The organism is Streptomyces sp. SM11 (assembly GCF_002910905.1).
Classification (GTDB): Bacteria; Actinomycetota; Actinomycetes; order Streptomycetales; family Streptomycetaceae; genus Streptomyces.
Genome location: NZ_NEUE01000079.1, coordinates 17,327 through 43,577, shown reverse-complemented (window position 1 = coordinate 43,577; position 26,251 = coordinate 17,327). Strand labels below are relative to the sequence as shown.

Sequence of the window (26,251 nt, the reverse complement as noted above, 5' to 3'; positions counted from 1 at the left end):
TCGGCGAGCACTGCCGCTGCCGGTACGGCCCCGAGGGAGGTGCGGGCGGGTCAGGAGGTGGCGTCACGGCGACGGCGTGCCGCGATCACGACACCGGCACCGGCCGCCACGACGACACCGGAGGCGGCGATCAGGGCGCCGGTCGGGATGTCGGAGCCGGTGGAGGCCAGGGCGCCGGAGCCACCGACCGTGCCGCCGGTTGAGCCACCGACCGTGCCGCCGCCGGTGGTGGAACCGCCGGCCGTGGAGCCGCCGGTGGAGCCCGAACCGCCGGTGGAGCCGGAGCCGCCGGCCGAACCGCCCGGGAGCTGCGCGTCCTTGTCGAGGGAGACCGCGACGTTCAGGGCGTCGAGCTCCCCGCCCTTCGGGTACATGCCGCTGAACGCCTTGGAGCCGCCCTCGGTGAGGGTCGCCGGGATGCCCTTGAGGTTCACGACGCCGTTCTTGGCGGCGAGCGCGCCCGCGGGCACCTTCAGGTCGGCGAAGGGCACGCCGGTGAACTCCTGGGCCTTCGGGTGCGGGTTCTCCTTGGTCGCGCGCTCCTTGGTGGTGACGTCGGCGACGAGCTTGCCGGAGGCGCCCTCGATGTCGACCTTCAGGTTGCTGAGCGCGAGGTCGAGGTCGTACGCGCCGCCCGTCTCGTGGCCGAGGAAGCGCACCTTGCCCTTGAACGCGGCGGTCAGCGTGTTCTTGTCGGCGTCGAGGTGGCCGGTCGCCCCGGTGAAGCGGTAGCCGTCGGTGACGGTGGTGGCGCCGCCGCTCGTCTCGACCTTGCCGTGCGCGATGTTGCCGACGACGTAGGTGCGGAACTTCTCCTTGACGCCCCAGTTCAGGGTGCCGTCGACGACCGGGCCGCTGACGGGCGCGGCGGTCTCGGAGGCGGCCGGGGTCGGGGTCGGGTCGGCACTCGGCCGGGCGGTCGGCCCGGTCGGCTGCTCGGTCGGCTGACCCGTCGGCTGCTCGGTGGGCTGCTCGGTGGGGCGGCCCGTCGGCTGCTCGGTCGGCTGCTCGGTGGGGCGGCCCGTCGGCTGCTCGGTCGGCCGGCCGGTGGCCGGCTTGACCGTCAGCGTGGCCGGGTCGATCGGGTCACCCTCCTGGTACGCGGAACCGAAGACGGCCGCGCCCTCCTCGGTGAAGGTGGCGGGGATGTCCGCGTACTTCATGCCGTCGGCGCCCCGGGAGGGCTCGACGTCGGTGAGGTCGAGCTCGGCCATCGTCAGGTCGTCGGTGACGACGGCGTCCTCGCCGGGGGAGTTGATGGTCACGTCGACGGTGATCCTGCCGCTCTTCCCGAGCGTGAGGACCTTGACGTCGGCGAGCTTGATGTCCAAGACACCGCCGTGCGCCTCGTAGTGCACGCTGCCCTTGAAGGAGGACGTCACGGCGTGGGTGCCGAGCTCGTACTCCCCCTTCTCCAGGGGGAACTCGTACGAGCCGTCCGCGTTCCTGGTTGCCCCGTCCGCGAGTGTGGCGGTGCCGCCCAGGCGGTCGATCATGGAGCGGAAGGAGGCCTTGAGGCCCCAGTCCAGGGTGCCCGATTCCAGCTGGTAGACCTCCGTAGGGGCGCCGACTGCCGCGGGGGCGGCCTTGGCCGAGGAGCCGTCGGCCGCGAGGGCCGGGAGGGCGAAGGCCGCGCCGAGGGCGGCGGCCGTGGCGACGGCCGCGGCGAGGGCTATGGGGCGGCGGGTTGCTGCCATGTCGGTGGGTCTCCTCAAGGGACAGGGGGCGGAAGAGATGAGTGGGGGGAGGGGGTGATGATCCATAAGGCATGCATGGGGGGATGCCGGGGTCAGGAAGTCCGGGGCGAGTCGGGGCCCGCCAAGGTGTCGGCCGCCTCGGGGGCCGACTGCGCCGCGCGGCGGCGCAGGGCGAAGAACGCCGCTCCCGCCGCGGCGAGCAGCAGTACGCCGCCGCCGATCGCGAGGTAGGTGCCGGTGCCCGGACCGGAGTCGGAGGAGACGGTCGCCGGTGCGGCGGAGTGCTCCTCGGCGGCCTTCTTCGGAGGCTCGGCGGCCGTCGTCGGCTCACTGCCGAGGTCCGGCAGCGCGGGCATCCGGGCCTTCTCGTCGACGGCCACGGCGAGCGAGACCGGGTCCATCGCGGTGCCCGCCGTGTACATGGAGCCGAACGCCTCGGCTCCGTCTGCGGTGAGGGTGGCGGGGACCTCGGTGAGGACGGCGAGGCCCTCCTTCGGCGCGAGGTCCTTCGCGGGGAAGGTGACGAGGGGGACGCCCTCGCTGGTGACGCCCTCGCTGGTGACGTCCGCCGACAGGGTGCCCTCGCCCTTGGCGACGGTGACGGTGACACCGGCGAACCTCAGGTCGAGGTCATGGGCGCCGGTGAAGCGGATGCTGCCGCTGAAGTCCGCGACCAGCGTCTGCTTCTTCGCGTCGTACGTCCCCTTGCCCCGCGGGAAGCGGAACAGGGCTCCGCCGTCCTGGGCGCCGTCGGCGAGCGTCCACTTGCCCTGGCCGATGGAGCCGGTGACGTACTCACGGAAGGTGCGGCGTACGCCCCAGTCGACGGCGGCGTCCTCGAAGCGGCCCGCCTTCTCCTTCTCCTTCTCCTTCTGCTCCGCCTTGTCCCTGTCCGGGGTGGACTGCTTCTCGTCCGGGGCGGACTGCTTCGGTTCGGCGGCCGCGCCCCTGGTGTCGACGGAGAGGCTGATCGGGTCGAGCGGGGTGCCCGCGGTGTAGTAGCCGGCGAAGGCGGAGGCGCCCTGCGTGGTCAGCGTCGCGGGAACGCCGGTGAGGGCGATGGGGGTGGAACCGCCCTTCATGTCGATCCCGCCGAGGCCGAGCGTGGCAAGCGGCACCTGGGAGCGGTGGGAGACCTTGCCGGTCCCCCGCTCCTTGCTGACCACGTCCGCGTGGAGCGTGCCGCTGCCGCCGCTGATCCGGACGGTGGGGCGGCTGATCGTGAGGTCCAGTTCGTTGCTGCCGTCGGCCTTCCTGTGGCCGGTGAAGTGCACTCCGCCGGAGAAGCCGGAGCTGAGCGCTCCGGTGTCCGGGTCGTAGGAGCCGGTCGCCGAGTGGAAGCGGAACTGGCTGCCGCCGACGGTGGCCGCGCCACCGGTCAGGCTCCAGCTGCCGCCCGCGATGGGCCCGGTGACGTAACTCTGGAAGGAGGACTTGATGCCCCAGTCCAGCCGCCCGCCCTGCACCGTGCGGCTTGCCGCTTGCGCGGTGGCGGCGGGGAGCAGGGCTCCCAGCAATACCGCGAGAAGCGCGACGGCGAGCGCGCGGGTGGATCTGGACGACGGCATGAGGGACCCTCCGAGGACTGGATACGCAGGTAAGGCTAACCTAAGCTATCCCCAGCCCGGGCCGGAACCCCTCCGGTCACGCCGTTGCCGACGGACGGCCAACCGCACGCCGCAGAACGACAGGACGGTGCCCAGTGCGCATCTCGCAGGACTTCGCCCCGACGGGCCCGGACGCCGGACGGACGGCCCGCCGTCGCCCGGCCCGGGGCAGGACTGCCGTCGCGCTCACCGCTGCCGTCGCCTTCGCCCTGGTCCTGACCGGCTGCGGCGGAGGCGGTCATTCCGCACCGGAGTCCGCCAGGAGCGCCGCCGACGCCGACCGGGTCGAGCCGCTGTCCTCCCCGCCGGCACCGAAGCTGCCCGTGACGGTGGACTCGGCGGACGGCACGAAGGTCACGATCGACTCCACCGACCGGATCGTGCCGCTCACCGGGTCGCTGAGCGAGATCGTCTTCACCCTCGGCCTCGGCGAGCAGGTCGTCGCCCGGGACATCACCGCCACCTTCGAACAGGCCCGGAAACTCCCGGTGGTGACCCGTGCCCACGACGTCTCGGCGGAGAGCGTGCTCTCGCTGAGGCCGACGGTCGTCCTCGCCGACACCAGCACCGGACCGGGCGAGGCGATCGCCCAGATCCGCGACGCGGGCATCCCGCTGCTCGTCGTCGAGCCCGCCAAGGCACTCGCCGACGTCGGCCGCCGCATCGACACCGTCGCCGAGGCCCTCGGCGTACCGTCGGCGGGCACCGAGCTGAAGAAGCGCACCGAGGACCGGATCGCCACCGTCCAGAAGTCCGTCCCGGCCCCCGCGGACGGCAAGAAGCCCCGGGTCGCCTTCCTCTACCTGCGGGGTTCGGCCTCCGTCTATCTGCTGGGCGGCGCGGAGTCCGGGGCCGGTTCGCTGCTGGAGGCGGCGGGCGCGGTCGACGCCGGCAAGGAGTCGGGCCTGGACAAGGACTTCACCGCCATCACCAGCGAGGCGCTCGCCAAGGCCGCTCCGGACGCGATCCTCCTGATGACCAAGGGATTCGAGTCGGTCGGCGGCATGGACGGCCTGGTGAAGATCCCCGGCATCGCGGAGACCCCGGCCGGGATGGACCGCCGGATCGTCTCGGTCGACGACGGCGTGCTGCTCAACTACGGGCCGCGCACCGACCGGGTGCTCACCGAGATCGTCGAGCAGCTGTACGCGAAGGGCGGCAAGGGCCAGTGACCACCTCGTACGAGGAACGCACCGAGCCCGTGGAGGAGTCCACGGACAAAGAGGCGAAGGAAGCGGGGGGCACCGCTCCCGAGTCCTCCCGCGGCAGGGCGTTCGTGCTCACCGTGGCGCTCTCCCTCGCCCTGCTCACCGGCTGCCTGCTGTCCGCCGCGATCGGCGCGTACAGCATCCCGCTCGGCGACGTCCTGTCCTCCGTGCAGCACCGGATCGGGCTCGGCGGCCAGGCGCTGGACCGGGTCGGCGAGAGCGTCCTGTGGAACGTGCGGCTCCCCCGGGTCGTCCTCGCGCTGCTCGTCGGCGCCTCCCTCGGCTGTGCGGGGGCCCTGATGCAGGGCGTGTTCGGCAATCCGCTCGCCGAGCCCGGCGTGATCGGGATCTCGGCGGGCGCCGCGGTCGGCGCGGTCGCCTCGATCGCGCTGGGGCTGTCCTTCTTCGGCAACTGGACCATCACGGCCTGCGCGTTCGTCGCGGGCCTAGCCACCGTCCTGCTCGTCTATACGCTCTCGCGGTCCGGCGGCCGGACCGAGGTGGTGACGCTGATCCTCACCGGTATCGCCGTCAACGCGTTCGCGGGCGCGCTGATCGGACTCTTCATCTTCTTCGCGGACAACGCGCAGATCACCCAGATCACCTTCTGGCAGCTCGGTTCGCTCTCCCAGGCCACCTGGCCCAAGGTGCTCGCCGTGCTGCCGTGCGCGCTGGCCGGGCTGCTCATCGCCCCGTTCCACTCCCGCGAGCTGGACCTGCTGGCCCTCGGCGAACGGCCCGCCCGGCACCTGGGCGTGGACGTGGAGCGGCTGCGGATCATCCTGGTGCTGGTGGTGGCTCTGCTGACGGCCGCCGCGGTCGCCGTCGCCGGGATCATCGCCTTCGTCGGACTGCTCGTCCCGCATCTGCTGCGGATGGCGAACGGTCCCGGCCACCGCTTCCTCGTCCCGGGCAGCGCGCTCGGCGGCGCCCTGGTCCTAGTGGCGGGCGACCTCGCGGCCCGTACGGTGGCGGCCCCCGCCGAACTGCCGCTCGGGGTGCTGACCGCGCTCTTCGGCAGCCCGTTCTTCTTCTGGCTGCTGCGCAGGACCCGTCGTAGGCAAGGTGGTTGGGCATGAGGACGCTGAGAGACCTGTTCGCGGTACGCACCCGGGAGCTGCCCTCGCCCGTCGCCCCCGGCTCCCCCGTCGTCGAGGCCGTCGGGCTGTCGGTCCGGCTGGGGCAGCGGCAGGTGCTGGACTCCGTCGGCCTGACCGCGCACGCGGGCGAGGTGGTCGCCCTGGTCGGGCCGAACGGCGCGGGGAAGTCGACGCTGCTGGCGGCGCTGGCCGCCGATCTGCCCGCCGGGAGCGGCGAGGTCCGGATCGACGGCCGTCCGGCCGCCGCGTGGTCGCCGCCCGATCTGGCGCTGCGCCGCTCGGTGCTGCCGCAGTCCGCCGCGCTGTCCTTCCCGTTCCCGGTGGAGGACGTCGTACGGATGGGGCGGGCGCCCTGGGCCGGTACGGAGCGGGAGGACGAGGACGACGCGGCGGTGGCCGCGGCGATGACGGCCACCGAGGTGACGCGGTTCGCGGCCCGCCCGTTCTCGGCGCTGTCCGGCGGCGAGAAGGCCCGGGTGGCGCTGGCCCGGGTGCTGGCGCAGCGGGCCCCGCTGATGCTGCTCGACGAGCCGACCGCCGCCCTGGACCTGCGCCACCAGGAGCTGGTGCTGCGGATCTGCCGGGACCGGGCGGCCGCCGGGGACGCGGTGGTGGTCGTGCTGCACGACCTCGGCCTCGCCGCGGCGTACGCGGACCGGGCCGCCGTCCTGCACGACGGGCGGATCGCGGAACTGGGCCCGCCGGACGAGGTCTTCACCGGCGAGCTGCTCGGCGATGTCTACCGGCAGCCGGTGGAGGTCTTCCCCCATCCGCGTACGGGCAGGCCGCTGATCGTGCCGGTACGCCGGTCCTGAGGCGGCCTCGCCTCTCGCCCCGCCAGGTCACGGTGCGGACGCTGAATCCGGTCCCCGCCCGCACGCCGTTCGCCGCCCGGTAGGGTTTCGACGGTCAGTGCGGGCGACGGATCAGAAGGCGCGGAAGCAACGGATGACGAGACACCCTGGGCTGGGCCGGCTGACGGCGGGGCTCGCGACGGCGACCGTGCTGTGTGTGACGGCGAGTGGCTGTGTGACGGTGCACGGGGAGCTCGAAGTGCTGCCCGGGGCGAAGAAGTCGGAGGCCGCGCAGGCGCTCAAGGACTTCACCGACGCCTACAACGCCGCGGACAAGGCGTTCGATCCGGCGCTGGACGCGGACCGGGTGACGGGGTCGCTCGGCGCGATCAACCAGGCCGGGCTGAAGGCGCGGCAGACGTACAACCCCGACGGCAACAAGGCGCACAAGCCGCTGGTGCTGGACGACGCGACGTACGTCATCCCCAAGAAGGCCGGCTGGCCACGCTGGTTCCTCGCGGACACCGACTCCAACCGGGACCAGGACGGCGGGAAGCTGGACACCCGCTGGCTGGTGGTGTTCGTACGGTCGGGCCCCGACGCACTGTGGAAGGCGTCGTATCTCGCGGTCGTCCCACCGTCCCAGGTGCCGGAGTTCACCCTGAACGGGGACGGGCTCGCCACCCCGGTGGAGCCGGGGGACGAGTCACTGGCCGTCGCCCCGGCGGAGCTGAGCACCTCCTACGCGGCGTATCTGCGGGACGGTGAGCCCGACGTGTTCACCCCGGGCGCGGCGACCTCGGGCTGGCGCGAGACGCGCCGCAAGACCCGGCGGGCGGGGTTCTCGTACCAGTACATCGACCAGCCACTGACAGGCACCACGTTCGCGCCGCTCGGGCTGCGCACCGAGGACGGCGGGGCGCTGGTCTTCTTCAGCAGCAAGCACTTCGAGCGGCAGACCGCGGCGAAGGGGCTCAAGCCGGAGGTCAACGCGGACGTGAAGGCGCTGCTCACCGGCGAGGTGAACAGCAGCCTCACCAAGGAGCGGGTCTCCAGCCAGCTGGTGCACGTCCCACCGCGCGCCACGGGGGCCGGTGCCGGTTCCGACGCGGGAGTCGGCGGCAAGGTGCGGATGCTGAACCGGCTGCCGGGCCTGATCGCGGCGAAGGGCGAATGACGGCGTCGGCCGCCGGACCGCACGCGGTCCGGCGGCCGAGCGTCCGCTCAGACGGACAGGCGGCTCAGCGGCTCAGCGGCCAGGCGATCGAGTCATGGTCCAGCTCGCTCTGCTCGGCACTGCCCGCGTACCGCGCACAGGCGTCGGTGAGCGTCTCCAGCAGAGTCAGCGGGTCGGGCAGCTCGTGCTCGGGGCCGCGCACCCAGTGGACGTCGAGCTCACCGGGGAGCCGGGCGGGCGGCAGCAGGACGTAGCTGCCCCGGCAGTGCCAGCGCAGGCCCGGATGGGCGTCCATGGTCTCGGGGTGGCAGTCCAGCTCGCAGGGCCACCACTCGTCCTCGTCCTCGGGGGTGCCGCGGGTGGCGGTGAAGAAGAGCATCCGGTCCTCGCCGGACTGGGCGACCGGGCCGACGTCGATGCCCGCGTCGAGGAGACGCTCCAGGGCACTGCGGCCGGCGGTGAGCGGGACGTCCAGCACGTCGTGGATCATGCCGGTCGCGGTGATGAAGTTGGCCAGCGGCTGGCCGGCGGCCCAGCGCTCGATCTGGGCGCGGTCGGTGGTCGACTGCGTCTGCCAGGCGAAGGAGATGGGATGCCGGGCGGGGGTGGGACAGCCGATGCGTTCGCACGAACATCGGTATCCGAGGGGGTGGGCGGCGGGGGCGATGGGCATGCCAGCTTCGGCGACCGCCAGGAGCAGCGCCACTCTGGCCGACTCCTCGTCCTCGGCCCCCGGTGATTTGGGACGTCGCCGCAGCCACTGGGAGATCCTGCTCTCTGTGCCGCGGAAACGGCCGGACTCGGCGCCCATCTATCCCCTCACCTCAGCAGTTCACCTCAGCGTTGCCTGTCCATCGTCGCACCATCCTGCGGTTCGGGTGGCCAGAGTTCACCAGTGAGGCCGTGTACCACTGCACCGAGTGAGCACCATCACGCCCGATGTCACCACATACCGGATAGGCCGGCGGTCCGGGGATCAAGGTCGTGGGGCGAGGCCGCCGACGGTGTAGTCGACGATCGCGTCGGCGTACGCGTGGGTGAGCGGCTGGGTCCGGAGCAGCCAGCGGTGCATCAGCGGGCCGACGAGCAGCTCCAGGGCGATCCGGGGATCGGCGTCGGCGCGCACGTGCCCGGCCTCCTGGGCGGCCCGCAGCCGTGTGACGTACAACGCGAGCTGCGGTTCGAGCAGCTTCTCGACGAATTCGGCGCCCAGTCGCGCGTCCACGATGCCTTCGGCGGTCAGCGCGCGGGTCGGGATCTCCAGCGCCGGGTCGTTCAGCTCGTCGACGGTGGCCCGCAGGACGAGCTTGAGGTCGGCGGCCAGATCGCCGGTGTCGGGGATGCCCCGCGCGGCGTCGGGGGCGCTCCGCCCGGTGTCGCCCGGCTGCGGTCCGGCGTCATCGGCGGTCCTGCTCGCCAGGTCCAGGAAGGCTTCCATCAGCACGGCGGCCTTGGAGGGCCACCAGCGGTAGATGGTCTGCTTGCCGACCCCGGCGCGGGCGGCGATACCCTCGATCGTCGTACGCCGGTAGCCGACCTCCCCGACGAGGGCGAGGGCGGCGTCGTGGATCGCGCGGCGGGAGCGGTCGCTGCGGCGGCTGGAGTCGGGTGCCTTGGTGGGTGCCATGCGGCAAATCTAGCGCCGGACGAGCCGATACGTATCGTCTTGGCGCGGGTGGGTATCGGCTCGGTGGCCTTGACCGGGCGGTCCGGTGAACCACCCGATCGGTTCACTGCGGATCCGGCGCGCACGGCGCACCATGGGCTCACGCACAGACCGTGCGCATCCCACCGTTCCGCGGCCCCGGCCGCCGTTCGCGAGGAGCCCGAGTTGAACCGTGACGCCACCCCTCGTCGCTACCTGATGTGCGCACCGACGCACTTCCGGGTCACCTACTCCATCAACCCGTGGATGGACCCGTCCAAACCCGTCGACCTGCCGCTGGCCCAGACCCAGTGGGAGGACCTGCGCGACCGCTACCGCGCCCTCGGCCACACCGTCGAACTGCTCGCCCCCCGTCCGGAACTGCCGGACATGGTCTTCGCCGCCAACGGCGCCACGGTGATCGGCGGCCGGGTCCTCGGCGCGCTGTTCGCGTACCGGGAGCGCTACGAGGAGGCCGGAGCCCACCGGGACTGGTTCCGGGAGCACGGCTTCACCGAGGTCCATGAGCCGGAGCACGTCAACGAGGGCGAGGGGGACTTCGCCGTCACCGCCTCGTATCTGCTGGCCGGACGCGGCTTCCGCTCCAGTCCGCTCTCGCACGCCGAGGCCCAGGAGTTCTTCGGGCTGCCGGTCGTCGGGCTCGATCTGGTGGATCCGCGCTACTACCACCTGGACACCGCGCTGTGCGTGCTGGACGCGGCGGCCGACGAGATCATGTACTACCCGGACGCCTTCTCCCCCGGCAGCCGGGCGGTGCTGCGCCGGCTGTTCCCGGACGCGCTGCTCGCCCGGGAGGCGGACGCGGCGGCGTTCGGCCTCAACTCGGTGAGCGACGGGCGTCACGTCCTGCTGCCGCAGGGGGCGACGGGGCTCCTGGACCCGCTGCGGGACCGGGGCTTCGAGCCGGTCCCGATGGACCTGGGCGAGCTGCTCAAGGGCGGCGGCAGCGTGAAGTGCTGCACCCAGGAGCTGCGGGCCTAGGGCCTCTCGGATCATGTCGGGCTCGCGGGCACCGGTGCGTGATCCGACCTGATCCACACGAAAGACCCTAGTCAGTGGGGTCAGCGGGCGGCCAGGGATCGCCCCAGGCAATGTCCCTGGCCGCCCGGTACAGCTCGCCGTGGCGCTTGGTGACCGTGGAGCGGGCCAGGCCGTCGTCGCGGGTGCACAGCTCCAGCAGCACCTGGCCCTTGCGGATCTGCGGCCTGCGGATGACCCGGGCGGCCGGCGGGACGGCGGGGAAGCGGGTGGCGACGACGTAACTGAACTTCTCGTCCTCGTGGCTCAGCGAGCCACCCTTGACCTGCCGGTGCAGCGAGGAGCGGCTGACCCTCGCCGAGAAGTGGCACCAGTCGGACCCGGGCTCGATCGGGCAGGCGTCGCTGTGCGGGCAGGGGGCCGCGACGCGCAGCCCGGCGGCGACCAGCCGGTCGCGGGCCTCGATGATCCGGGCGTATCCGTCGGGGGTGCCGGGCTCGACGATCACCACCGCCTGCCCGGCCGCCGCCGCCGCTTCGACCAGTTCGGTCCTGGCGCCGGCGGTCAGCTCCTTGAGTACGTAGCTGACGGTGACCAGGTCCACCGGGTCCAGCTCCAGCGCCGCACCGATCCGGGCCCGCTCCCAGCGCGCGTCGCGCAGCGACGGCACCCCGGATGCCTCGGCCAGTTCGCGGCCGAGCGCGAGGGCCGGTTCGGCCCAGTCCAGGACAGTCGTCGCCGGGCCCTCCCAGACCCCCGCCACCGCCCAGCTCGCCGCGCCCGTGCCGCCCCCGACGTCCGTGTGCGTGGCGGGCGTCCAGTCGGGCGCGGCCCCGGCCAGGGCGTCGAGGGCGGACCGTACGGCTTCGAAGGTGGCGGGCATCCGGTACGCGGCGTACGCGACGACGTCGGAGCGGTCCCGCAGGATCGGGGCGTTCGTCGGGGTCTCCCCGCGGTAGGTGGCGATCAGCCGGTCGACGGCCTGTGCGGCCTGCTTGGGCGGCAGTCCGTCCAGCAGCCCGGCCAGCGCCGCGCGCAGGGTCTGTGGGGTGGGGAGGGTGACGTTCACCGCCGAATTGTAGGCGGAGGCGACCCGGCGGACGCATTCCGCTGCGCCGGGAACGGAGGGGGCACGGAGGGAGCGCGGGCGGCGGGGCGGGGGCCGCACCAGGACCCCACGTCACCGGTACGGAACGGGAATCCGGCGAACTCCACCGCTCCGTGGGCCTGTTGCTACGCTGGCCCGCGCGTGGACGGCACCAGACCAGGATGGTCCAGCGGGGGAGCCATGAGGCAGAGGATCGTGCGGCTGACGCTGGTCGGCGGGGTGGTCCTGCTCGCCCTGCTCCTCCTGCTGGCCACCTGCGGCGGCGGTCCCCGCGACGGGGGCGGGAAGGACGGCGCGGCCGCCGGGACGGCGAAGCCGGTGCCGCCGAGCGCGGGTCAGGTGACCCGGCTGACCGTTCCGCCGCAGTACACGACGGACCGGGGCTGGGAGATCATCGGCTCATCCCCCGACGTCGCCGTCTCCCATGCGACGGGCCTGCTCGCCTACCTGGAGCGGACCGACGGGAACCGCTACCGGCTGCGCACCGTCGACACGGCCACCGGCGAGCTGGGCTGGCGGGGTCGGGCCTGGCGGCCGCCGGACCCGCCGCACTACCCCAGGCTCGCCACGGTGGCCAAGGGCGACCGGCAGTTCTTCGTGACCTGGTCCTACGGGAAGGCCGGCGACGGGCTGTCCCCGGCGAGCACCTTCCTCGCGCTCGATCTGTACGACGTCACGAACGGGAACCGGCAGCGCGTCGAAGTGCCGTGGTCCGGGGCCCCGGACGTCCATACGGCCGGTCCGGACATCGTGGTCAGCGACGCGAAGGCGAACAGCACCCTGGTCGACCCGGTCACCGGCGAGGTGTCCGAACTGGGCGCGGACGAGCTGAAGTACCCCAAGGGCTGCGGGGCCTGCAAGCAGCTCACCGAGGTGCACGGTCAGACCGCCGGGGGGCTGCTGCTGGGCGGGGCACGGGAGTTCTGGGTGCGCGGTGGCTGGTTCAGCCGGAACGTCGCACCCAAGGACACCGACCGGGGCAGCGGTGTGGTGACGTCGACGACCCCGGACCAGGTGCTGGCGAAGTGGGCGCCGGCGAAGAAGACCGAGCGGGCGGCGACCCACGAGCTGTGGGCGGTGCACGACGCGGCGACCGGCGAGGTGCTCGTCTCGGTGGAGTGCCACAAGCCCGCCATAAAGCCGGGGCACTACCCGCAGGCGGTCCTCTCCCCCTCGGGCGACTATCTGATCGCCGGGAACCTGGCCTTCGACCTGGCGGCGAAGCAGGGCCGCTGCTTCGAGGACGAGGGCGGCGCGGCTCATCTGACGCTGGCCACGGCGACGGACGACGGCCTCGCCTACGGGGCCGAGAACGCGCGCGACGCCTCGGAGGCACTGTCCGGCGGCGGGCTCCCGGTCATGATGGACTTCGCCACCTGGAGCACCGAGCGGCTGTCGCGCAACGCGCGACTGCCGGGGACGGAGACGACCGGGGTCGGGGTGTTCCGCTGGACCGACCGGCAGGACCGCACGCACCTGATCGGCTACCCGCGCACGGGCTGAATCCGCCCCGGCCGGCTCCCTCAGAGGCCGCCCTCGCGCCCCGCGCGCTGCCAGGGGCGGCACAGGAGCAGGAAGCAGGCCACCGCCGCCACCGCGCAGACCACCTGGACGAGGGCCATCGGGACGGCCGTGTCCTCCCCCGCGATGCCGACCAGCGGGGAGGCGATCGCGCCGATGAGGAACGAGGACGTGCCGAGCAGCGCGGAGGCGGAGCCCGCCGCGTGCTTGGTCCGCATCAGGGCCTGGGCGTTGGTGTTCGGCATCGCGAGGCCCATGGCCGACATCAGCACGAACAGCCCGGCCGCGACCGGCACGAGGCCGACCTCGCCGAAGACTCCGGTCGTCATGAGCAGCAGCGCGACGGCGGCCAGCACGATCACCGCGAGGCCGAAGCCGAGCACCTTGTCGAGGCGGAACCGGCCCACGAGCAGCTTGCCGTTGATCTGCCCGACGATGATGAGACCGATCGAGTTGAGCCCGAAGAGCAGACTGAAGGTCTGGGGCGAGGCCCCGTAGATCTCCTGCACGACGAACGGGGAGGCGGCGATGTACGCGAACAGGACGGCGAAGGCGAGACCGCCCGCGACCATGTAGCCGGTGAAGACCCGGTCGGCGAGCAGCCCGCGCATCGTGCGAAGGGCGTCGGTGACCCCGCCGGTGTGGCGGTCGGCGGGCGGCAGTGTCTCGTGCAGCCACTTGGCCACGACGAGGGTGAGGGCGATGCCGACGCCGGTCAGCACGACGAAGATGCCGCGCCAGTCGGTGACCCGCAGAACCTGGCCGCCGATCAGCGGCGCGATGATCGGGGCGGCGCCGGAGATCAGCATCAGGGTGGAGAAGAACCGGGCCATCTCCACGCCGTCGTAGAGGTCGCGCACCACGGCCCGGGCGATGACGATGCCGGCCGCGCCCGCGAGCCCCTGGAGGAGGCGGAAGCCGATGAGGAGTTCGGCGGTGGGGGCCAGGGCGCAGATCGCGGTGGCGAGGACGTAGACGACCATGCCGAGGAGCAGCGGCCTGCGGCGGCCCCAACGGTCGCTCATCGGTCCGACGACGAGCTGGCCGAGCGCCATTCCGGCCAGGCACGCGGTCAGGGTGAGCTGGACGGTGGCGGCGGGCGCGCTCAGGGAGTCGGTGACGGCGGGGAGCGCCGGGAGGTACATGTCCATCGAGAGCGGCGGCAGTGCGGTGAGCCCGCCGAGGACCATGGTGACCAGGAGTCCGGTGCGCCGGGTCGCGTTCGCCGCCGGGCCGGGGAGGCCGGCGGCGGCGGTGACCTGCGGGGCGGCCGGGTCGGCCGAGAGGGCGCCCGCGTCACCGTGCGGGATGGTCGGGTCGGCATCGGCTCCGGGACGGGTCCCGGAGGTGGGTATGTGTGCTCGTTGGGCCCGGCTGCCGCCGCTGTCCGGCATTCGCTCCTCCACATCGTTGAATCCGCATCTATGCTCTCAGCTCGGCCGGAGTGGTCGATACCTTTTCGGGCGGGCTGGGGTGGCATGCATGGGTGGGACGGTGCGTTGGGGTGTTCTGGCGACGGGCGGCATAGCCGCGACCTTCACGGCGGACGTGCAGGGACTGCCCGACGCCGAGGTGGTGGCGGTGGCCTCGCGCACGGAGGCCTCGGCGCGGGACTTCGCCGAGCGGCACGGGATCGGGCGGGCCTACGGCAGCTGGGCGGAGCTGGTCGCCGACGACGAGGTGGACGTGGTGTACGTGGCCACCCCGCACTCGGCGCACCACGCGGCGGCCGGGCTGGCGCTGAGGGCCGGAAAGCATGTGCTGTGCGAGAAGGCGTTCACGCTCAACAGCCGGGAGGCGAGGGAGCTGGTGGCGCTGGCCCGGAAGCGTGGCCTGTTCCTGATGGAGGCCATGTGGACCTATCTGAACCCGGTGGTCCGCCGGCTGACCGAGCTGGTGCGGGACGGGGCGATCGGCGAGATCCGCACCGTGCAGGCGGACTTCGGCTTCGCGGGCGACTTCGCCCCGGGGCACCGGCTGCGCGATCCGGACCTGGGCGGCGGGGCGCTGCTGGACCTCGGGGTCTACCCGGTGTCGTTCGCGCATCTGCTGCTGGGCGAGCCGGACCGGGTGCGTGCGGACGCGCTGCTGTCCCCGGAGGGCGTCGACCTGAACACGGGGATGCTGCTCGGCTGGGACTCCGGTGCGAACGCGCTGCTGTCCTGCTCGATCGTCGGCCACCACCCGACGGCGGCCACCGTGATCGGCACGGCCGGGCGGATCGACGTCCCACGCGACTTCTTCCACCCGGACCACTTCGTCCTGCGGCGGGCGGGCGCGGAGCCGGAGACGATCACCTCAGGTCCTGGCCCGCTGGGGCTCTCGGGCATGCAGTACGAGGCCGCCGAGGTGATGCGCGCGGTACGGGCGGGCGAGCTGGAGTCCCCGCTCGTCCCGCTGGAGGGTTCGCTGGCGGTGATGCGGACGCTCGACGCGGTACGGGACCGCATCGGCGTCCGCTACCTGGCGGACCGCTGAACCCGCTGACGCGGGAGTGAGGCCGACACGGGCGTGAGGCTTTACGCGGGCGTGAGCCCTGGGTTGCCCGCCTCGGTGACGAAGGAGGCGGCGGTGGTGAGCGGCGCTCCGGGGGTCGTGACGGCCGCCACCGTACGGAAGTCGGCGCGGGCCTCCTCCGTGCCGAGGGTGACGAGCGTGTAGCCGCGCCGCCCGTTGTAGTGCTTCAGATGCGGGTTGGCGCGGGTCAGGTTCTCCCAGTTGGCGGGCCGGTCCGCGCCGTCCTTGCCGCTGGAGACGGAGGTGGTGACGATCTCGGTGCCGACGGTGCGCGAGGCGGGGTCGTCGAAGTCCTTTCTGAGGTCGAAGGCGTAGGAGACGTGGACGTCGCCGGTGAGGACCATCAGGTTGTCCACCCCGGCGGCCTCGGCGCCGGCCAGCAGCCGCTGCCGGGAGGCCGGGTAGCCGTCCCAGGAGTCCATCGACAGCTTGAAGGCGTCGGTGGGCACATTGCGCCGCTGGGCGAAGGTGACCTGCTGCGGGACGACGTTCCAGGTGGCGTCCGACGCGCGCCAGCCGTCGAGCAGCCAGCGTTCCTGGGTGGCCCCGGTCATGGTGCGCGTGGGGTCCTCGGACTCGGGCCCGGGGGTGCGCCAGCCGTCGCCGTACGCCTGGTCGCTGCGGTACTGGCGGGTGTCGAGGATGTCGAACTGGGCGAGCCGCCCGAACGTCAGGCGGCGGTAGAGCCGCATGTCGGGTCCGGTGGGGCGCTGCGGGGTGCGCAGCGGCTGGTTCTCCCAGTACGCGCGGTACGCGGCGGCCCGGCGCAGCAGGAACTCCTCGGGGGTGACGTCGTTCTCGGGGGTGCCGCCCGCGTAGTTGTTCTCGGTCTCGTGGTCGTCCCAGGTGACGACGAAGGGGTGGGCGGCATGGGCGGCGCGCAGGTCCGGGTCGGACTTGTAGAGGGCGTAGCGCAGCCGGTAGTCCTCCAGGGTGACCGTCTCGCGGTTGTAGTGCGCGGGGAGCCGGCGGTCGGTGTAGCCGCGGGCGCCGCCGGTGGCGGTGACGGCGTACTCGTAGAGGTAGTCGCCGAGGTGGAGGACGACGTCGACGTCCTCGGCTGCGAGGTGGCGGTGGGCGGTGAAGTAGCCGTCGTGGTACGCCTGGCAGGAGACGGCGGCCAGGGTCAGGGAGGTGTTGCGGGCTCCGGGGGCCGGGGCGGTGCGGGTGCGGCCGACCGGGCTGGTCCAGCTGCCGGTGCGGAAGCGGTAGTAGTGGACCCGGCCGGCGCCGAGGCCCCGGACCTCGGCGCGGACGCTGTGGGCGAATTCGGGGTGGGCGGTGACCGATCCGCGCCGCTCGATACGGCGGAAGCGCTCGTCGCGGGCCACCTCCCAGCGCACCACGACCCGGCCGCGCGGCAGTCCGCCGCCCGGTTCGTAGGGGCGGGGGGCGAGCCGGGTCCAGATCAGGACGGACGTCGGGTGCGGGTCGCCGGAGGCGACGCCGAGGGTGAACGGGTCCTCGGTGATTCGGCGGGAGTCGAGTTCGGCGGCGCTCGCCGTGCCGGCGGCGGGCAGGTTCACGGCGAAGGCGAGCGCTGCGGCGGCTCCGGTGGCGGTCAGGAAACGCCGGCGCCCCACCCCTGGTTCGAGTAGGCGGGCGGCGGTGCGGAGTTCGGCTGCTCGGGTGCTCTGATCGGGCGTCATGATGATCTGTGCGGATGTCATATGCCCCTCCTCAGCCCGGATACTGTCGGGATTCATGGCAGCCGCCCACGACGACGCACCGTTGTCGCGTGCACAACATCCGCATGGCGGGTCGATGAGCACCGCGTGCCCCGTGCACCGATCCGTCCCGTACGCTGCCGGGCCATGAACACTGAGCAGACCGAGCAGACCGGCCGGAAGGTCGCCGTCGTCACGGGTGCGGGATCAGGGATCGGGCGGGCCGTCGCGCTCGCCCTCGCGAGTGCGGGCTGGTCGCTCGCGCTCGCGGGCCGGCGGGCCGAGCCGCTGGCGGAGACGGCGGCCGCCGCCGGGGACACCGAGGCACTGTGCGTCACCACGGACGTGACCGACGCCGATGAGGTCGGCGCGCTCTTCACCGCCGTACGGGAGCGGTTCGGCCGACTGGACCTGCTGTTCAACAACGCGGGCACGTTCGGCCCCGGCGGCGTACCGCTGGAGGACCTCGCCGCCGAGGACTGGCGGGCAGTCGTGGACGTGAACCTGACAGGTGCGTTCCTGTGCGCGCAGGCGGCGTACCGGCTGATGAAGGAGCAGGAACCGCGGGGCGGCCGGATCATCAACAACGGTTCGGTCTCCGCCCACGCGCCGCGCCCGCACTCGATCGCGTACACCGCGACCAAGCACGCGATCACCGGGCTGACGAAGTCGCTGTCGCTGGACGGCCGCCCCTACCGGATCGCCTGCGGGCAGATCGACATCGGCAACGCGGCGACGGAGATGACCGAGCGGATGCGGACCGGAATCCTGCAGGCCAACGGGGAACTGACGGTGGAACCGGTGATGGCGGCGTCCGACGTGGCGCGGACGGTGCTGCACATGGCCGAACTGCCGTTGGAGGCGAACATCCCGTTCGCCACGGTCCTGGCGACGAACATGCCGTACGTCGGACGAGGCTGAGCCCGCGCACGAAGAGGCCGGACGCGGTGCCGAAGGGCGCCGCGACAGCCCTCACACACATCGCGCCCCCTCCCCCGCGCCGTACCGGGATCGGGAATGACAGGCGCGGCAGCACGGTTGACTGCTGCATGACGCTTGAGAACCAGCCCGAAGTCCTGCGCTACACAGCCTTCTCCGCCGACCCCGCGGGCGGGAACCCCGCGGGCGGGAACCCCGCGGGCGGGAACCCCGCGGGCGTCGTCCTGGACGCCTCCGGGCTGGACGAGGAACGGATGCTCGCCGTCGCGGCCGAGCTGGGCTACAGCGAGTCGGCGTTCCTGACGGAGCGGACCGGCGAAGGCGCGTACACGATCCGCTACTTCAGCCCGAAGGCCGAGGTGCCCTTCTGCGGCCACGCCACGGTCGCCACGGCGCTCGCCCTGGCCGAACGGGACGGACCGGGCGAGCTGGAGTTCGCCACGCCGGTGGGCCGGGTGCCGGTCACCGTCGTACGGGAGGGCGGCGAACTCCGCGCCACTCTGACCAGCGTGGCACCGCACGTCGAGGAGACCGCAGCGGCCGACCTGGCGGAGGCGCTGGCCGCCCTGGACTGGGCGGCCACCGATCTCGACCCGGCCCTGCCGCCCCGGATCGCCTTCGCGGGGGCCCGGCACCTGGTGCTGGCCGCCGCCACCCGGGAGCGGCTGGCGGACCTGGACTACGACTTCGCGCGCCTCGAAGCGCTGATGCACCGGCTGGACCTGACCACCCTGCAACTGGTCTGGCGCGAGGGGCCCGACCTCTTCCACGTCCGCGACCCGTTCCCGGTGGGCGGGGTCGTCGAGGACCCGGCGACGGGCGCGGCGGCGGCGGCCTTCGGCGCGTACGCACGGGAGCTGGGGCTCGTACCGGAGACGGCGGTGCTGACCCTGCACCAGGGGGCGGACATGGGCCGCCCCGGCACGCTCACCGTCGAACTGCGGGCGGGCGACGCCCGGGTCCGGGTCGGCGGAACGGGCACCCGGATCGACTGAGGACCGCCCGGATCCGCCGGGTCCGCGGGGAGGCCGGACAAGGCGCGGAGGGCGCCCCGGTTCAGCCGGTGGCGTCCTTGACCGGGGAGACATGCGCGTACCAGCGTTCCGTCTCCTCCGGATCGAGGGTGCGCTCCAGCAGGACGTCACCGCGCATACCGGGGAAGAAACGGCCCGCGGACCAGGAGTGCCGGCAGGACGGCTCGTCCAGGACCAGCAGCCGGACGCCGTCGACGACGGGGATGTCGGCGGGGGCGCCCTCGTTCCGGACCGGTTCGCCGTCCGGGGCCACCAGGTCGAAGGAGCCCACGGTGTCCACCTGCCCGGGAGTCTCCCGGCAGACGGCCGCCTCCTGCGCCGACGGCGCGCGGCCCTCCACATGGCCGCCGCCGATGAGCGCGGCGGCGAGCAGGGTGTGCAGCTGGAAGTTGTCCCCGATACCGGAGAGCCGCAGGAGGTAGCCGGTGCCGCTCGTCCGGTGGAGGGCGACGAGCGGTTCGTCGTCCAGCACCAGGAGGGCGTGGGCGAGGGACTTCAGCTCCACGCCGGAGACCCGCTCCACCGCGCCGAGCAGCCGCAGCACCTCGCCCCGGGGGCCGGCCGACCGGCGCACGCCGGGGTGGTTCAGCATCGCGACGGCGGCCGTCTCCCACTGGGCCAGCGTCCACCAGCCGACGGCCGCGTCGAAGCCGGCCCGCTCCACGAGTTCCGGGCCCGGCTCGCCGCCGTCCGGAGCGGGAAACGCGCCGCCACCGGTCGCCGCCCACGCCTCGGAGAACACCATTGCCTGCCCCAGGGCCCACCGCAGCCCGGCCAGCACCCCCGGTGCGCAGCGCTCGGCGTCCGCACCGCGCTCGACGCAGGCCCCGACGAGGACGGCGACGACGGCACGGGGGCCGGGCGGCGCCTGCTCCAGCACGGCGGCGAGCCGCGGCCCGCCGTCCAGCAGCTCCGACTCCCTGGCCTGGCCGAAGGTCTCCTGCAACCGGGCGAACGCCTTGCCGGACCGTTTGGCGTCCCGCGCCGTCACCGCGGCCTCGAAGTCGGCGACGGCACCGGCGAACCCGGCTTTACCGAATATCATTCCAGCACTTTATCGACGCGCCGTCGGACACCACGAAGCCGGTCACCACCCAGGGTCCCCGCGCTCCTCACCGCACGTACGTCCCCTCCCGCGCGGCGGCGACCGCAGCGGCGGCGGCCCGGTCGGCCGCCTCCTCGTCCAGCGGGGCGCCACTGGCCAGCAGCCGGTAGTACAGGGGTGCCGACACCGCCGCGATCACCTCGCCCGGGTCCGTGCCGGCGGGCAGTTCGCCGCGATCGACCGCCGCCTCGACACAGCCGGACCACTCCCCGATCCGCACCGCGTAGAAGCGGTGCAGGGCATCGGCGGTCCGCGGGTCGCAGGTGGCTGCGGCGATGACGGACGCGAAGAGGGGCCCCTGCCGGGGGTCGGTCAGCGTGCGGACCACGAGGCGGGCGTTGGCCCTGAGGTCCCCGGCCAGCGATCCGGTGTCCGCGCGCGGCTGCGACTGCTCCGCCATGTCCGAGAGCAGATCGGCCACCAGCCCGGCGGGAACGGACCAGCGCCGGTAGACGGTCGTCTTGCCGACCTCTGCCCGCCTGGCGACGTCGGCCAGGTCGAGCCCGTCGAAGCCGTGCTCGACCAGCGCGTCCCCGGCCGCACGCAGCACCGCCTCCCGCACCCGGGCGGTGCGGCCGCCGGGGCGCACGGTGCCCGGCTCCACCCCGTCGGCGTCGACACCTTCAGAAGTCATAACGGTCCTCCAGTTCCATTAATAACGCTCCCCCTGTTACGGTGACACTCACCTTAACGGAACACGCATCCCGTTAAGCCATTTCCGTGCCCAGGAAGGCGCCCTTGCCATGCCCCGCACCGCTCCCCCGTCCACCGGGCCGACGACCGGCCCGCGCATCGCCGGCCCCCGCATGACGAGCTGCCAGAAGCTCGTGCTGGCACTGCTGCTCGGCTCCCAGTTCATGATCGCGGTGGACTTCTCGATCCTGAACGTGGCGCTGCCCGTCGTCGGGGAAGGGCTCGGCTTCTCCCTCGCCCACCTCCAGTGGATCGCCACGTCCTTCGCGCTCGCGGCAGCCGGATTCACGCTGCTCTTCGGACGCGTCGCCGACCTCGTCGGCCGCAAGAACCTGTTCATCGGCGGCATGGTCGTCCTCGGGCTCTCCTCCGCGCTCGGCGGTCTCGCCACCTCGCCCGAGGTCCTCCTCACCGCCCGCGTGCTCCAGGGCCTGGCCACCGCGGCCGTCACCCCCACCGGACTCGCACTGCTGACCACCGCGTTCAGGGAGGGGCCGCTGCGCGAACGGGCCCTGGGGCTCAACGGGGCCCTGATGTCGGCCGGGTTCACCGCCGGAGCGATCCTCGGCGGCCTCCTGACGGACCTGCTCTCCTGGCGCTGGGCCTTCTTCATCAACGTACCGGTCGCGGCCCTGGTCGTGATCCTGGCCCCGGCCGTGATCACCGATTCCCGGCCCGAGCGGCGGCCCCGGCTGGACGTGCCCGGCGCGGTCACCGTCACCGGCGGGCTGCTGCTGCTCGTCCTCGGACTCACCCAGGCCGGCGAGACCGGCTGGACCGCCCCCACCACGCTGGCAGCCCTGGCAGCGGGCGCCGCGCTCCTCGCCGCCTTCGTCCGCATCGAGCAGCGGGCCGCCGCGCCGCTCGTCCCGATGCACATCCTGAAGCGGCGGAGCGTCGTCTGGGGCAACACCGCCGGGCTGATCGCCTTCGTCACCGAGACCTCACTGGTGTTCCTGCTCACCCTGTACCTCCAGGAGGTCCTCGGCTACTCCGCGCTGGCCACCGGTCTCGCGTTCGGTGTGCTGGGCATCGGCACGGTCGTCGGCGGGGTGCTCGGCGGACGGGCGGTGGGCCGGTTCGGCAACCGGCGCGCCATCGCGCTGGGCGGGGTCGTCCAGGCCGTCGCCACGCTCTCCCTCGTAGCGCTCGGCACGTCCGGCGCCTGGATCTGGCTCCTGCTGGCGGCCACCTTCGTCGGCGGCGTGGGCAACATGCTGATGATCGTCGGCTTCATGGTCACGGCCACCTCGGGCCTGCCCGACGAGGAGCAGGGGCGGGCCACCGGGCTGGCGACGATGACCCAGCAGATCGGCATCGCCCTCGGCATCCCGGTGATGAGCGCGGTCGTCACCGCCCGGACGGGGGCCGAGACCGGGCCGGAGGCGGTACTGTCCGGCGTCTCCACCGCCATCCTCGTGAACTCCGCCCTGGTCCTGGCCGGCGCCCTGCTCGCCGGGTACTTCCTGGCGGAAAGGGACCGGACGGCAGCGGCGGAGGCGTGAGCCGCACGGGCCCGGCCCGGGGGCGGAACTGGATCGACGGCGGGAGGATACGGACATGGCTGCTCCCGAGCGCGGTCCCGAGCCCGGCCCCCGTACCGACACCGAGCCGGGTCCCGGTCCCGAGCCGGGTCCCGGCCCCGAACCGCTGACCGTTCCGAGCATGTCCGCGGGCCCGGACTTCGTGCTGCGCCCCTGGGAGATGAGCGACCTCCCGCTGGTCCGCGAGGCCTCGCTCGACCCGTACATCCCGCTCATCACCACCATCCCGACCCGCTACTCGGACGCGGCCGCCGAGGCGTTCGTCCGCAGACAGTGGGAGCGCGCGGCCACCGGCGCCGGGTACCCGTTCGCCATCGTCCGCTCCCGGGACCGGCGCCCGGTCGGCGCGATCGGGCTGTGGCTGCGCGGCCTGCCCGAGGGCCGCGCCTCCCTCGGCTACTGGCTCATCGCCCCCGCCCGCGGCCAGGGCGTCGCCCGCGCCGCACTGCGTACGGTGACGGGCTGGGCCCTGCACGACCTCGGCGTCCACCGCCTCCAGCTCTTCGTGGAACCGTGGAACACCGCCTCCGCCCGGATCGCCGAGGACGCCGGCTTCCGGCGGGAGGGGCTGCTGCGCGGCTGCCAGCAGGTGGGCGACCGGCGGCGGGACATGGCCGTTTACGCGCTGCTGAACACCGACGGGCCCGCGGATGGCCGGGCGGCGACCGCGAACTGAACAGCGAGGCGTTACGATCGCGGGCACCGCTGCCGACCAGCAGCCGACGACCGGCAGCCGAGCCCCAGGAGTACCGAACTTGTCCGCACCACGCATCGGCGTATCCATCGTGACCATGGGAGACCGCCCGCAGGCGGTCGAGGCGCTGCTGGCGTCGGTCGCCATGCAGGACGTCCGGCCCACCCGGCTCGTGATCATCGGCAACGGCACGGCGCTCCCGGACTTCACCGCGTTCCCCGGCCTGGCGGACCTCGACGGCGGGGTGACCACCATCGAGCTGCCGGAGAACCTCGGCTGCCCGGGCGGCCGGAACGAGGGACTGCGCAGGCTCGCCGAGATCGGCGACGTGGACGTGGTGATCGAGCTGGACGACGACGGGCTGCTGGTCGACAAGGACGTCTTCCGCCGGGTAAGGGACCACTTCGCGGCCGACGACCGGCTCGGCATCGTCGGCTTCCGGATCGCCGACGAGCTCGGCGAGACACAGCGCCGCCACGTGCCGCGACTGCGCGCCGGCGACCCGATGCGCGGCGGAGAGGTCACCGCCTTCCTCGGCGGCGGCCACGCGTTCTCCATGAAGATGCTGGAGCAGACCGGCCCGTGGCCCGCGGAGTTCTTCTTCACCCACGAGGAGACCGACCTCGCCTGGCGTGCGCTCGACGCGGGCTGGAAGGTGCTGTACGAACCCGAGCTGCTGCTCCAGCACCCGAAGACGTCCCCGGCCCGGCACGCGGTCTACTACCGGATGACGGCCCGCAACCGCGTCTGGCTCGCCCGCCGCAACCTGCCCCTCCCCCTGGTCCCCGCCTACCTCGGCACCTGGACCCTGCTCACCCTGGCCCGCACCCGCGACCCGAAGGGCCTGCGCGCCTGGGCGGGCGGCTTCGCCGAGGGCGTCCGCACCCCGTGCGGCGAGCGGCGCCCGATGCGCTGGTCCACCGTGTGGCAGATGACGCGGCTGGGCCGGCCGCCGGTCATCTGACCCACCGCTCGGCGGGCTACGGCTTACAGCGGTAGAGCACGTCCGGCTCGTTCTCCTCGTTGCGGCCGCCGTCGTCGAACGCGACGGCGGTGAACCCGTGCCGCTCGTAGAAGGCGCGGGCGGCGGCGTTGCGCTGGAACACGTACAGGTTCAGGGGCCCCTTCACCGCCCCGCGCACCTCCGCCAGCAGCCGGCTCCCGATCCCGCGCCGCAGCGAGTCGGGCCGCAGGTAGAGATGATCGAGCTCGTCGTCCCCGGCGAGCACGGCGAACCCCAGCGCCTCGCCGCCCACGTCTTCGGCCACCCACACCGCGGTGCTGGTGGGCAGCACGACATGAGTGATCCACGCGAGGGTGTCCTCATCGCTGTGGACCCGGGGCAGATACGGCATGGCGGCGGCCCGGGAGGCCAGGAAGAGGCCGGTGACGGCCTCCGCGCCCCGGGCCGTGGCCCGGCGTATCCGTACCGCGTCCGGTGCCGTACGTCCGCCCACGGGCACGTTCTCCGCCACTCTCATCACTCCCTGTCCCAGGGCCGCTACGTCCCCGCCCGTGCGGGTGGGGAACAATGGCCGCGGGCAGCGGACCACACGAAGGCGTCGGCGCGCAGCCGAACTACCGGTGCGGCGAGACGGCCGGGGAACACGCCCGGGGAACATGCTGGGGAACACAGGGGGAGGAAAGTCGCGATGAGCTGGTTCTGGTGGATACTCATCTTCTTCTGGGTCGGGGGCTTCGTCTGGACCCAGGACACCGTCTCCAAGGCCCTGCGCAAGCGGCACAAGCGGAAGCTGGAACTGCTGAAGGCGAAGACGCGGGGGCAGCTCGCGATCGAGACCGCGAACAAGCCGCCGGAGCCCGTGTGCGGCTGCACCCACCATCTCGCCAAGCACGACAGGCAGGGCCGGTGCCATGAGCATGTCGAGGTGCCGACGGCCTGGGACGAGAACAAGAAGCCGCTGCGTTACGAGGCCGGGCAGTGCACCTGCCAGCAGTACGTGGGCCCGCAGCCGCTCTCGCAGGTGTACGCGGAAGAGCTGACGGACCGCTGGCCGATCGATCCCCCGACGGCGAAAGAGCCTCCGGCCGGGTGAGACACCCGGCCGAAGCCCTCTTGTCAGCGCGCCGGCAGACGAGTCGTGCTGTACGCCGGGTTCTGTCTCCCGGTCGCCTCGCGGCGGCCGGGGAGACGGCCATCCATCTAGGGCCGGCATTGCTGCCGGCCTCGTGCGGTCTACCCGTGAACTCGGGCGAGCAGCCCTCGGACGTTCACGCAGGGCCGTCCCGTTTCCGGCACGACCCCATCTTGACCTTGCTCCGGGTGGGGTTTACCTAGCCGCCTGAGTCACCTCAGGCGCTGGTGGTCTCTTACACCACCGTTTCACCCTTACCCGCGACCGAAGTCCCGGGCGGTCTGTTTTCTGTGGCACTGTCCCGCGGGTCACCCCGGGTGGCCGTTAGCCACCACCCTGCCCTGTGGAGCCCGGACGTTCCTCGGGAGGATCCGAGGATCCTCACGCGGCCGTCCGCACGACTCGTCTGCCGTGATCGCCATCCTACCGGGCTGTACAGACAGAAAGCCCTGCCGGTGTCCCTCAGCCGAAGTCCCCGGTCTCCAGATCGAAGGCGAAGGGCTCGGGGAGGGGGAGCGGCTTGCCGTACGGAATCGTGAGGAGCTGACGGTAGTCGTCGTTCTCCGGTTCGCTGAACAACGTCACCGAGCTCTCGTCCCGGTCGACGAGCAGGTAGAGCGGGATGCCGCCTCGGGCATAGCAGCGGCGCTTGGCCTCGCGGTCGGCCTGCGGCTTGGTGGAGGTCACCTCCACCACCAGGGCGATGCCCTCAGGGGCCATCCAGGATTCGGCGCCGCGGAAGAGGCGGAGTCCCGCGGGGGCGAACGTACCGTCGGGAATCGCGTGGTTCTTCGGGCAGGCACCCCCGCTTCTCAGCTTCAGGCCCTTGTTCCCGGAGTAGTCCATGTCGGTGCGGGACTTCCTCAGCACCTGCTTCAGGACCACGTTGATGTAGTCCTCATGATCCCCGTCCGGCGGCGGCGCCACAACGATCTCCCCCTCGATCAGTTCCGCCCGGAAGCCTTCCGGCGTGTCCAGGGCCAGGAAGCCCTCCAGAAGGACTTCTGCCTGCGTGAGCGGCTCGTGCGCCATGGCGGTCATGTCACGCTCCTTCCTCGGTCGCTCGCCAGACTGGGGCATCGGAAGACCAGCCGTCCGTGAGAGGG

23 protein-coding genes, 1 other RNA gene and 1 pseudogene are annotated in these 26,251 nt (G+C 72.8%); 13 read left to right on the top strand and 12 right to left on the bottom strand.

Annotation, left to right across the window (positions count from 1 at the left end):
• Positions 1 to 50 precede the first annotated feature (50 nt).
• Positions 51 to 1,697, bottom strand: a complete 1,647-nt coding sequence (locus tag B9S58_RS05090; RefSeq protein WP_103530930.1) for an HtaA domain-containing protein — start codon at positions 1,695 to 1,697, stop codon at positions 51 to 53.
• Positions 1,698 to 1,789: 92 nt separating this feature from the next.
• Positions 1,790 to 3,265, bottom strand: a complete 1,476-nt coding sequence (locus B9S58_RS05085) for an HtaA domain-containing protein (protein WP_103530929.1) — start codon at positions 3,263 to 3,265, stop codon at positions 1,790 to 1,792.
• A gap of 134 nt (positions 3,266 to 3,399) precedes the next feature.
• Between B9S58_RS05085 and B9S58_RS05080 the strand changes: the two genes are divergently transcribed.
• The 4 genes from B9S58_RS05080 (at position 3,400) to B9S58_RS05065 (ending at position 7,583) form a co-directional block, all read left to right on the top strand.
• Positions 3,400 to 4,476: a hemin ABC transporter substrate-binding protein gene (locus B9S58_RS05080; protein WP_103530928.1), complete on the top strand. Its 1,077-nt coding sequence runs from the start codon at positions 3,400 to 3,402 to the stop codon at positions 4,474 to 4,476.
• Positions 4,473 to 5,591, top strand: a complete 1,119-nt coding sequence (locus B9S58_RS05075) for an iron ABC transporter permease (protein ID WP_181009189.1) — start codon at positions 4,473 to 4,475, stop codon at positions 5,589 to 5,591. Before B9S58_RS05080 ends, B9S58_RS05075 begins: the two co-directional genes overlap by 4 nt.
• The gene (locus B9S58_RS05070; RefSeq protein WP_103530927.1) at positions 5,588 to 6,427 is read left to right on the top strand and encodes a heme ABC transporter ATP-binding protein; all 840 of its coding nucleotides are present in this window, start codon (positions 5,588 to 5,590) and stop codon (positions 6,425 to 6,427) included. Before B9S58_RS05075 ends, B9S58_RS05070 begins: the two co-directional genes overlap by 4 nt.
• A 133-nt stretch (positions 6,428 to 6,560) precedes the next feature.
• Positions 6,561 to 7,583 (top strand): hypothetical protein, encoded by a 1,023-nt coding sequence (locus tag B9S58_RS05065; RefSeq protein WP_103530926.1) that lies wholly within the window; start codon positions 6,561 to 6,563, stop codon positions 7,581 to 7,583.
• Between the two features lie 64 nt (positions 7,584 to 7,647).
• Here the strand turns inward: B9S58_RS05065 and B9S58_RS05060 are convergent, their stop codons facing one another.
• Complete coding sequence (locus tag B9S58_RS05060) at positions 7,648 to 8,394, bottom strand: bifunctional DNA primase/polymerase (RefSeq protein WP_103530925.1); 747 nt, start codon at positions 8,392 to 8,394, stop codon at positions 7,648 to 7,650.
• Between the two features lie 165 nt (positions 8,395 to 8,559).
• Complete coding sequence (locus B9S58_RS05055) at positions 8,560 to 9,210, bottom strand: TetR/AcrR family transcriptional regulator (protein WP_103530924.1); 651 nt, start codon at positions 9,208 to 9,210, stop codon at positions 8,560 to 8,562.
• Positions 9,211 to 9,393: 183 nt separating this feature from the next.
• Between B9S58_RS05055 and ddaH the strand changes: the two are divergent.
• Positions 9,394 to 10,230: pseudogene (gene ddaH, locus B9S58_RS05050) on the top strand (dimethylargininase); the annotation flags it as partial.
• A gap of 67 nt (positions 10,231 to 10,297) precedes the next feature.
• On the opposite strand, the gene B9S58_RS05045 reads toward ddaH, so the two are convergent.
• A complete protein-coding gene (locus B9S58_RS05045) occupies positions 10,298 to 11,296 on the bottom strand; it encodes a small ribosomal subunit Rsm22 family protein (RefSeq protein ID WP_103530943.1) in 999 nt (332 codons plus the stop codon).
• Positions 11,297 to 11,515: 219 nt separating this feature from the next.
• Between B9S58_RS05045 and B9S58_RS05040 the strand changes: the two genes are divergently transcribed.
• On the top strand, positions 11,516 to 12,838 hold the full coding sequence (locus B9S58_RS05040; RefSeq protein ID WP_103530922.1) for a hypothetical protein: 1,323 nt from the start codon (positions 11,516 to 11,518) through the stop codon (positions 12,836 to 12,838).
• Between the two features lie 20 nt (positions 12,839 to 12,858).
• Here the strand turns inward: B9S58_RS05040 and B9S58_RS05035 are convergent, their stop codons facing one another.
• Positions 12,859 to 14,250: a multidrug effflux MFS transporter gene (locus tag B9S58_RS05035; RefSeq protein ID WP_103530921.1), complete on the bottom strand. Its 1,392-nt coding sequence runs from the start codon at positions 14,248 to 14,250 to the stop codon at positions 12,859 to 12,861.
• Between the two features lie 88 nt (positions 14,251 to 14,338).
• Here B9S58_RS05035 and B9S58_RS05030 point away from each other — a divergent pair, with 88 nt between their 5' ends.
• Positions 14,339 to 15,334, top strand: a complete 996-nt coding sequence (locus tag B9S58_RS05030; protein ID WP_103530920.1) for a Gfo/Idh/MocA family protein — start codon at positions 14,339 to 14,341, stop codon at positions 15,332 to 15,334.
• A gap of 41 nt (positions 15,335 to 15,375) precedes the next feature.
• Here the strand turns inward: B9S58_RS05030 and B9S58_RS05025 are convergent, their stop codons facing one another.
• A complete protein-coding gene (locus B9S58_RS05025; RefSeq protein ID WP_103530919.1) occupies positions 15,376 to 17,043 on the bottom strand; it encodes an alkaline phosphatase in 1,668 nt (555 codons plus the stop codon).
• Between the two features lie 144 nt (positions 17,044 to 17,187).
• Between B9S58_RS05025 and B9S58_RS05020 the strand changes: the two genes are divergently transcribed.
• Complete coding sequence (locus B9S58_RS05020; RefSeq protein ID WP_103530918.1) at positions 17,188 to 17,961, top strand: SDR family oxidoreductase; 774 nt, start codon at positions 17,188 to 17,190, stop codon at positions 17,959 to 17,961.
• 128 nt (positions 17,962 to 18,089) lie between these two features.
• Positions 18,090 to 18,974 (top strand): PhzF family phenazine biosynthesis isomerase, encoded by an 885-nt coding sequence (locus B9S58_RS05015; RefSeq protein WP_103530917.1) that lies wholly within the window; start codon positions 18,090 to 18,092, stop codon positions 18,972 to 18,974.
• Between the two features lie 61 nt (positions 18,975 to 19,035).
• Here B9S58_RS05015 and B9S58_RS05010 read toward each other — a convergent pair whose 3' ends face one another.
• Positions 19,036 to 20,058 carry a hypothetical protein gene (locus B9S58_RS05010; protein ID WP_103530916.1) on the bottom strand — a complete coding sequence of 341 codons (1,023 nt, stop codon included), beginning with the start codon at positions 20,056 to 20,058 and terminating at the stop codon, positions 19,036 to 19,038.
• 67 nt (positions 20,059 to 20,125) lie between these two features.
• Complete coding sequence (locus B9S58_RS05005; protein ID WP_181009188.1) at positions 20,126 to 20,752, bottom strand: TetR/AcrR family transcriptional regulator; 627 nt, start codon at positions 20,750 to 20,752, stop codon at positions 20,126 to 20,128.
• Between the two features lie 109 nt (positions 20,753 to 20,861).
• On the opposite strand from B9S58_RS05005, the gene B9S58_RS05000 reads away from it, so the two are divergent.
• From B9S58_RS05000 to B9S58_RS04990, 3 genes are all read left to right on the top strand, one after another.
• Complete coding sequence (locus tag B9S58_RS05000; RefSeq protein WP_258044190.1) at positions 20,862 to 22,316, top strand: MFS transporter; 1,455 nt, start codon at positions 20,862 to 20,864, stop codon at positions 22,314 to 22,316.
• 55 nt (positions 22,317 to 22,371) lie between these two features.
• The gene (locus tag B9S58_RS04995) at positions 22,372 to 23,031 is read left to right on the top strand and encodes a GNAT family N-acetyltransferase (protein WP_103530915.1); all 660 of its coding nucleotides are present in this window, start codon (positions 22,372 to 22,374) and stop codon (positions 23,029 to 23,031) included.
• Between the two features lie 79 nt (positions 23,032 to 23,110).
• Positions 23,111 to 24,013: a glycosyltransferase family 2 protein gene (locus tag B9S58_RS04990; protein ID WP_103530914.1), complete on the top strand. Its 903-nt coding sequence runs from the start codon at positions 23,111 to 23,113 to the stop codon at positions 24,011 to 24,013.
• A 16-nt stretch (positions 24,014 to 24,029) separates the two neighbouring features.
• Here B9S58_RS04990 and B9S58_RS04985 read toward each other — a convergent pair whose 3' ends face one another.
• Positions 24,030 to 24,530 (bottom strand): GNAT family N-acetyltransferase, encoded by a 501-nt coding sequence (locus B9S58_RS04985; RefSeq protein WP_103530913.1) that lies wholly within the window; start codon positions 24,528 to 24,530, stop codon positions 24,030 to 24,032.
• A 171-nt stretch (positions 24,531 to 24,701) separates the two neighbouring features.
• On the opposite strand from B9S58_RS04985, the gene B9S58_RS04980 reads away from it, so the two are divergent.
• A complete protein-coding gene (locus B9S58_RS04980; RefSeq protein WP_103530912.1) occupies positions 24,702 to 25,106 on the top strand; it encodes a hypothetical protein in 405 nt (134 codons plus the stop codon).
• Between the two features lie 35 nt (positions 25,107 to 25,141).
• On the opposite strand, the gene rnpB is transcribed toward B9S58_RS04980, so the two are convergent.
• Together rnpB and B9S58_RS04970 are read right to left on the bottom strand one after the other, a co-directional pair.
• Positions 25,142 to 25,550, bottom strand: an RNA gene (gene rnpB / locus B9S58_RS04975) — RNase P RNA component class A.
• A gap of 57 nt (positions 25,551 to 25,607) precedes the next feature.
• On the bottom strand, positions 25,608 to 26,177 hold the full coding sequence (locus B9S58_RS04970; protein WP_103530940.1) for a Uma2 family endonuclease: 570 nt from the start codon (positions 26,175 to 26,177) through the stop codon (positions 25,608 to 25,610).
• Positions 26,178 to 26,251 lie beyond the last annotated feature (74 nt).

Coding starts and splice junctions, on each gene's coding strand:
- B9S58_RS05090 (WP_103530930.1), bottom strand. CDS start 1,697: ATGGCAGCAACCCGCCGCCCCATAGCCCTCGCCGCGGCCGTCGCCACG.
- B9S58_RS05085 (WP_103530929.1), bottom strand. CDS start 3,265: ATGCCGTCGTCCAGATCCACCCGCGCGCTCGCCGTCGCGCTTCTCGCG.
- B9S58_RS05070 (WP_103530927.1), top strand. CDS start 5,588: ATGAGGACGCTGAGAGACCTGTTCGCGGTACGCACCCGGGAGCTGCCC.
- B9S58_RS05065 (WP_103530926.1), top strand. CDS start 6,561: ATGACGAGACACCCTGGGCTGGGCCGGCTGACGGCGGGGCTCGCGACG.
- B9S58_RS05060 (WP_103530925.1), bottom strand. CDS start 8,394: ATGGGCGCCGAGTCCGGCCGTTTCCGCGGCACAGAGAGCAGGATCTCC.
- B9S58_RS05055 (WP_103530924.1), bottom strand. CDS start 9,210: ATGGCACCCACCAAGGCACCCGACTCCAGCCGCCGCAGCGACCGCTCC.
- B9S58_RS05040 (WP_103530922.1), top strand. CDS start 11,516: ATGAGGCAGAGGATCGTGCGGCTGACGCTGGTCGGCGGGGTGGTCCTG.
- B9S58_RS05035 (WP_103530921.1), bottom strand. CDS start 14,250: ATGCCGGACAGCGGCGGCAGCCGGGCCCAACGAGCACACATACCCACC.
- B9S58_RS05030 (WP_103530920.1), top strand. CDS start 14,339: ATGGGTGGGACGGTGCGTTGGGGTGTTCTGGCGACGGGCGGCATAGCC.
- B9S58_RS05025 (WP_103530919.1), bottom strand. CDS start 17,043: ATGACATCCGCACAGATCATCATGACGCCCGATCAGAGCACCCGAGCA.
- B9S58_RS05020 (WP_103530918.1), top strand. CDS start 17,188: ATGAACACTGAGCAGACCGAGCAGACCGGCCGGAAGGTCGCCGTCGTC.
- B9S58_RS05015 (WP_103530917.1), top strand. CDS start 18,090: ATGACGCTTGAGAACCAGCCCGAAGTCCTGCGCTACACAGCCTTCTCC.
- B9S58_RS05010 (WP_103530916.1), bottom strand. CDS start 20,058: ATGATATTCGGTAAAGCCGGGTTCGCCGGTGCCGTCGCCGACTTCGAG.
- B9S58_RS05005 (WP_181009188.1), bottom strand. CDS start 20,752: ATGACTTCTGAAGGTGTCGACGCCGACGGGGTGGAGCCGGGCACCGTG.
- B9S58_RS05000 (WP_258044190.1), top strand. CDS start 20,862: ATGCCCCGCACCGCTCCCCCGTCCACCGGGCCGACGACCGGCCCGCGC.
- B9S58_RS04995 (WP_103530915.1), top strand. CDS start 22,372: ATGGCTGCTCCCGAGCGCGGTCCCGAGCCCGGCCCCCGTACCGACACC.
- B9S58_RS04985 (WP_103530913.1), bottom strand. CDS start 24,530: ATGAGAGTGGCGGAGAACGTGCCCGTGGGCGGACGTACGGCACCGGAC.
- B9S58_RS04980 (WP_103530912.1), top strand. CDS start 24,702: ATGAGCTGGTTCTGGTGGATACTCATCTTCTTCTGGGTCGGGGGCTTC.
- B9S58_RS04970 (WP_103530940.1), bottom strand. CDS start 26,177: ATGGCGCACGAGCCGCTCACGCAGGCAGAAGTCCTTCTGGAGGGCTTC.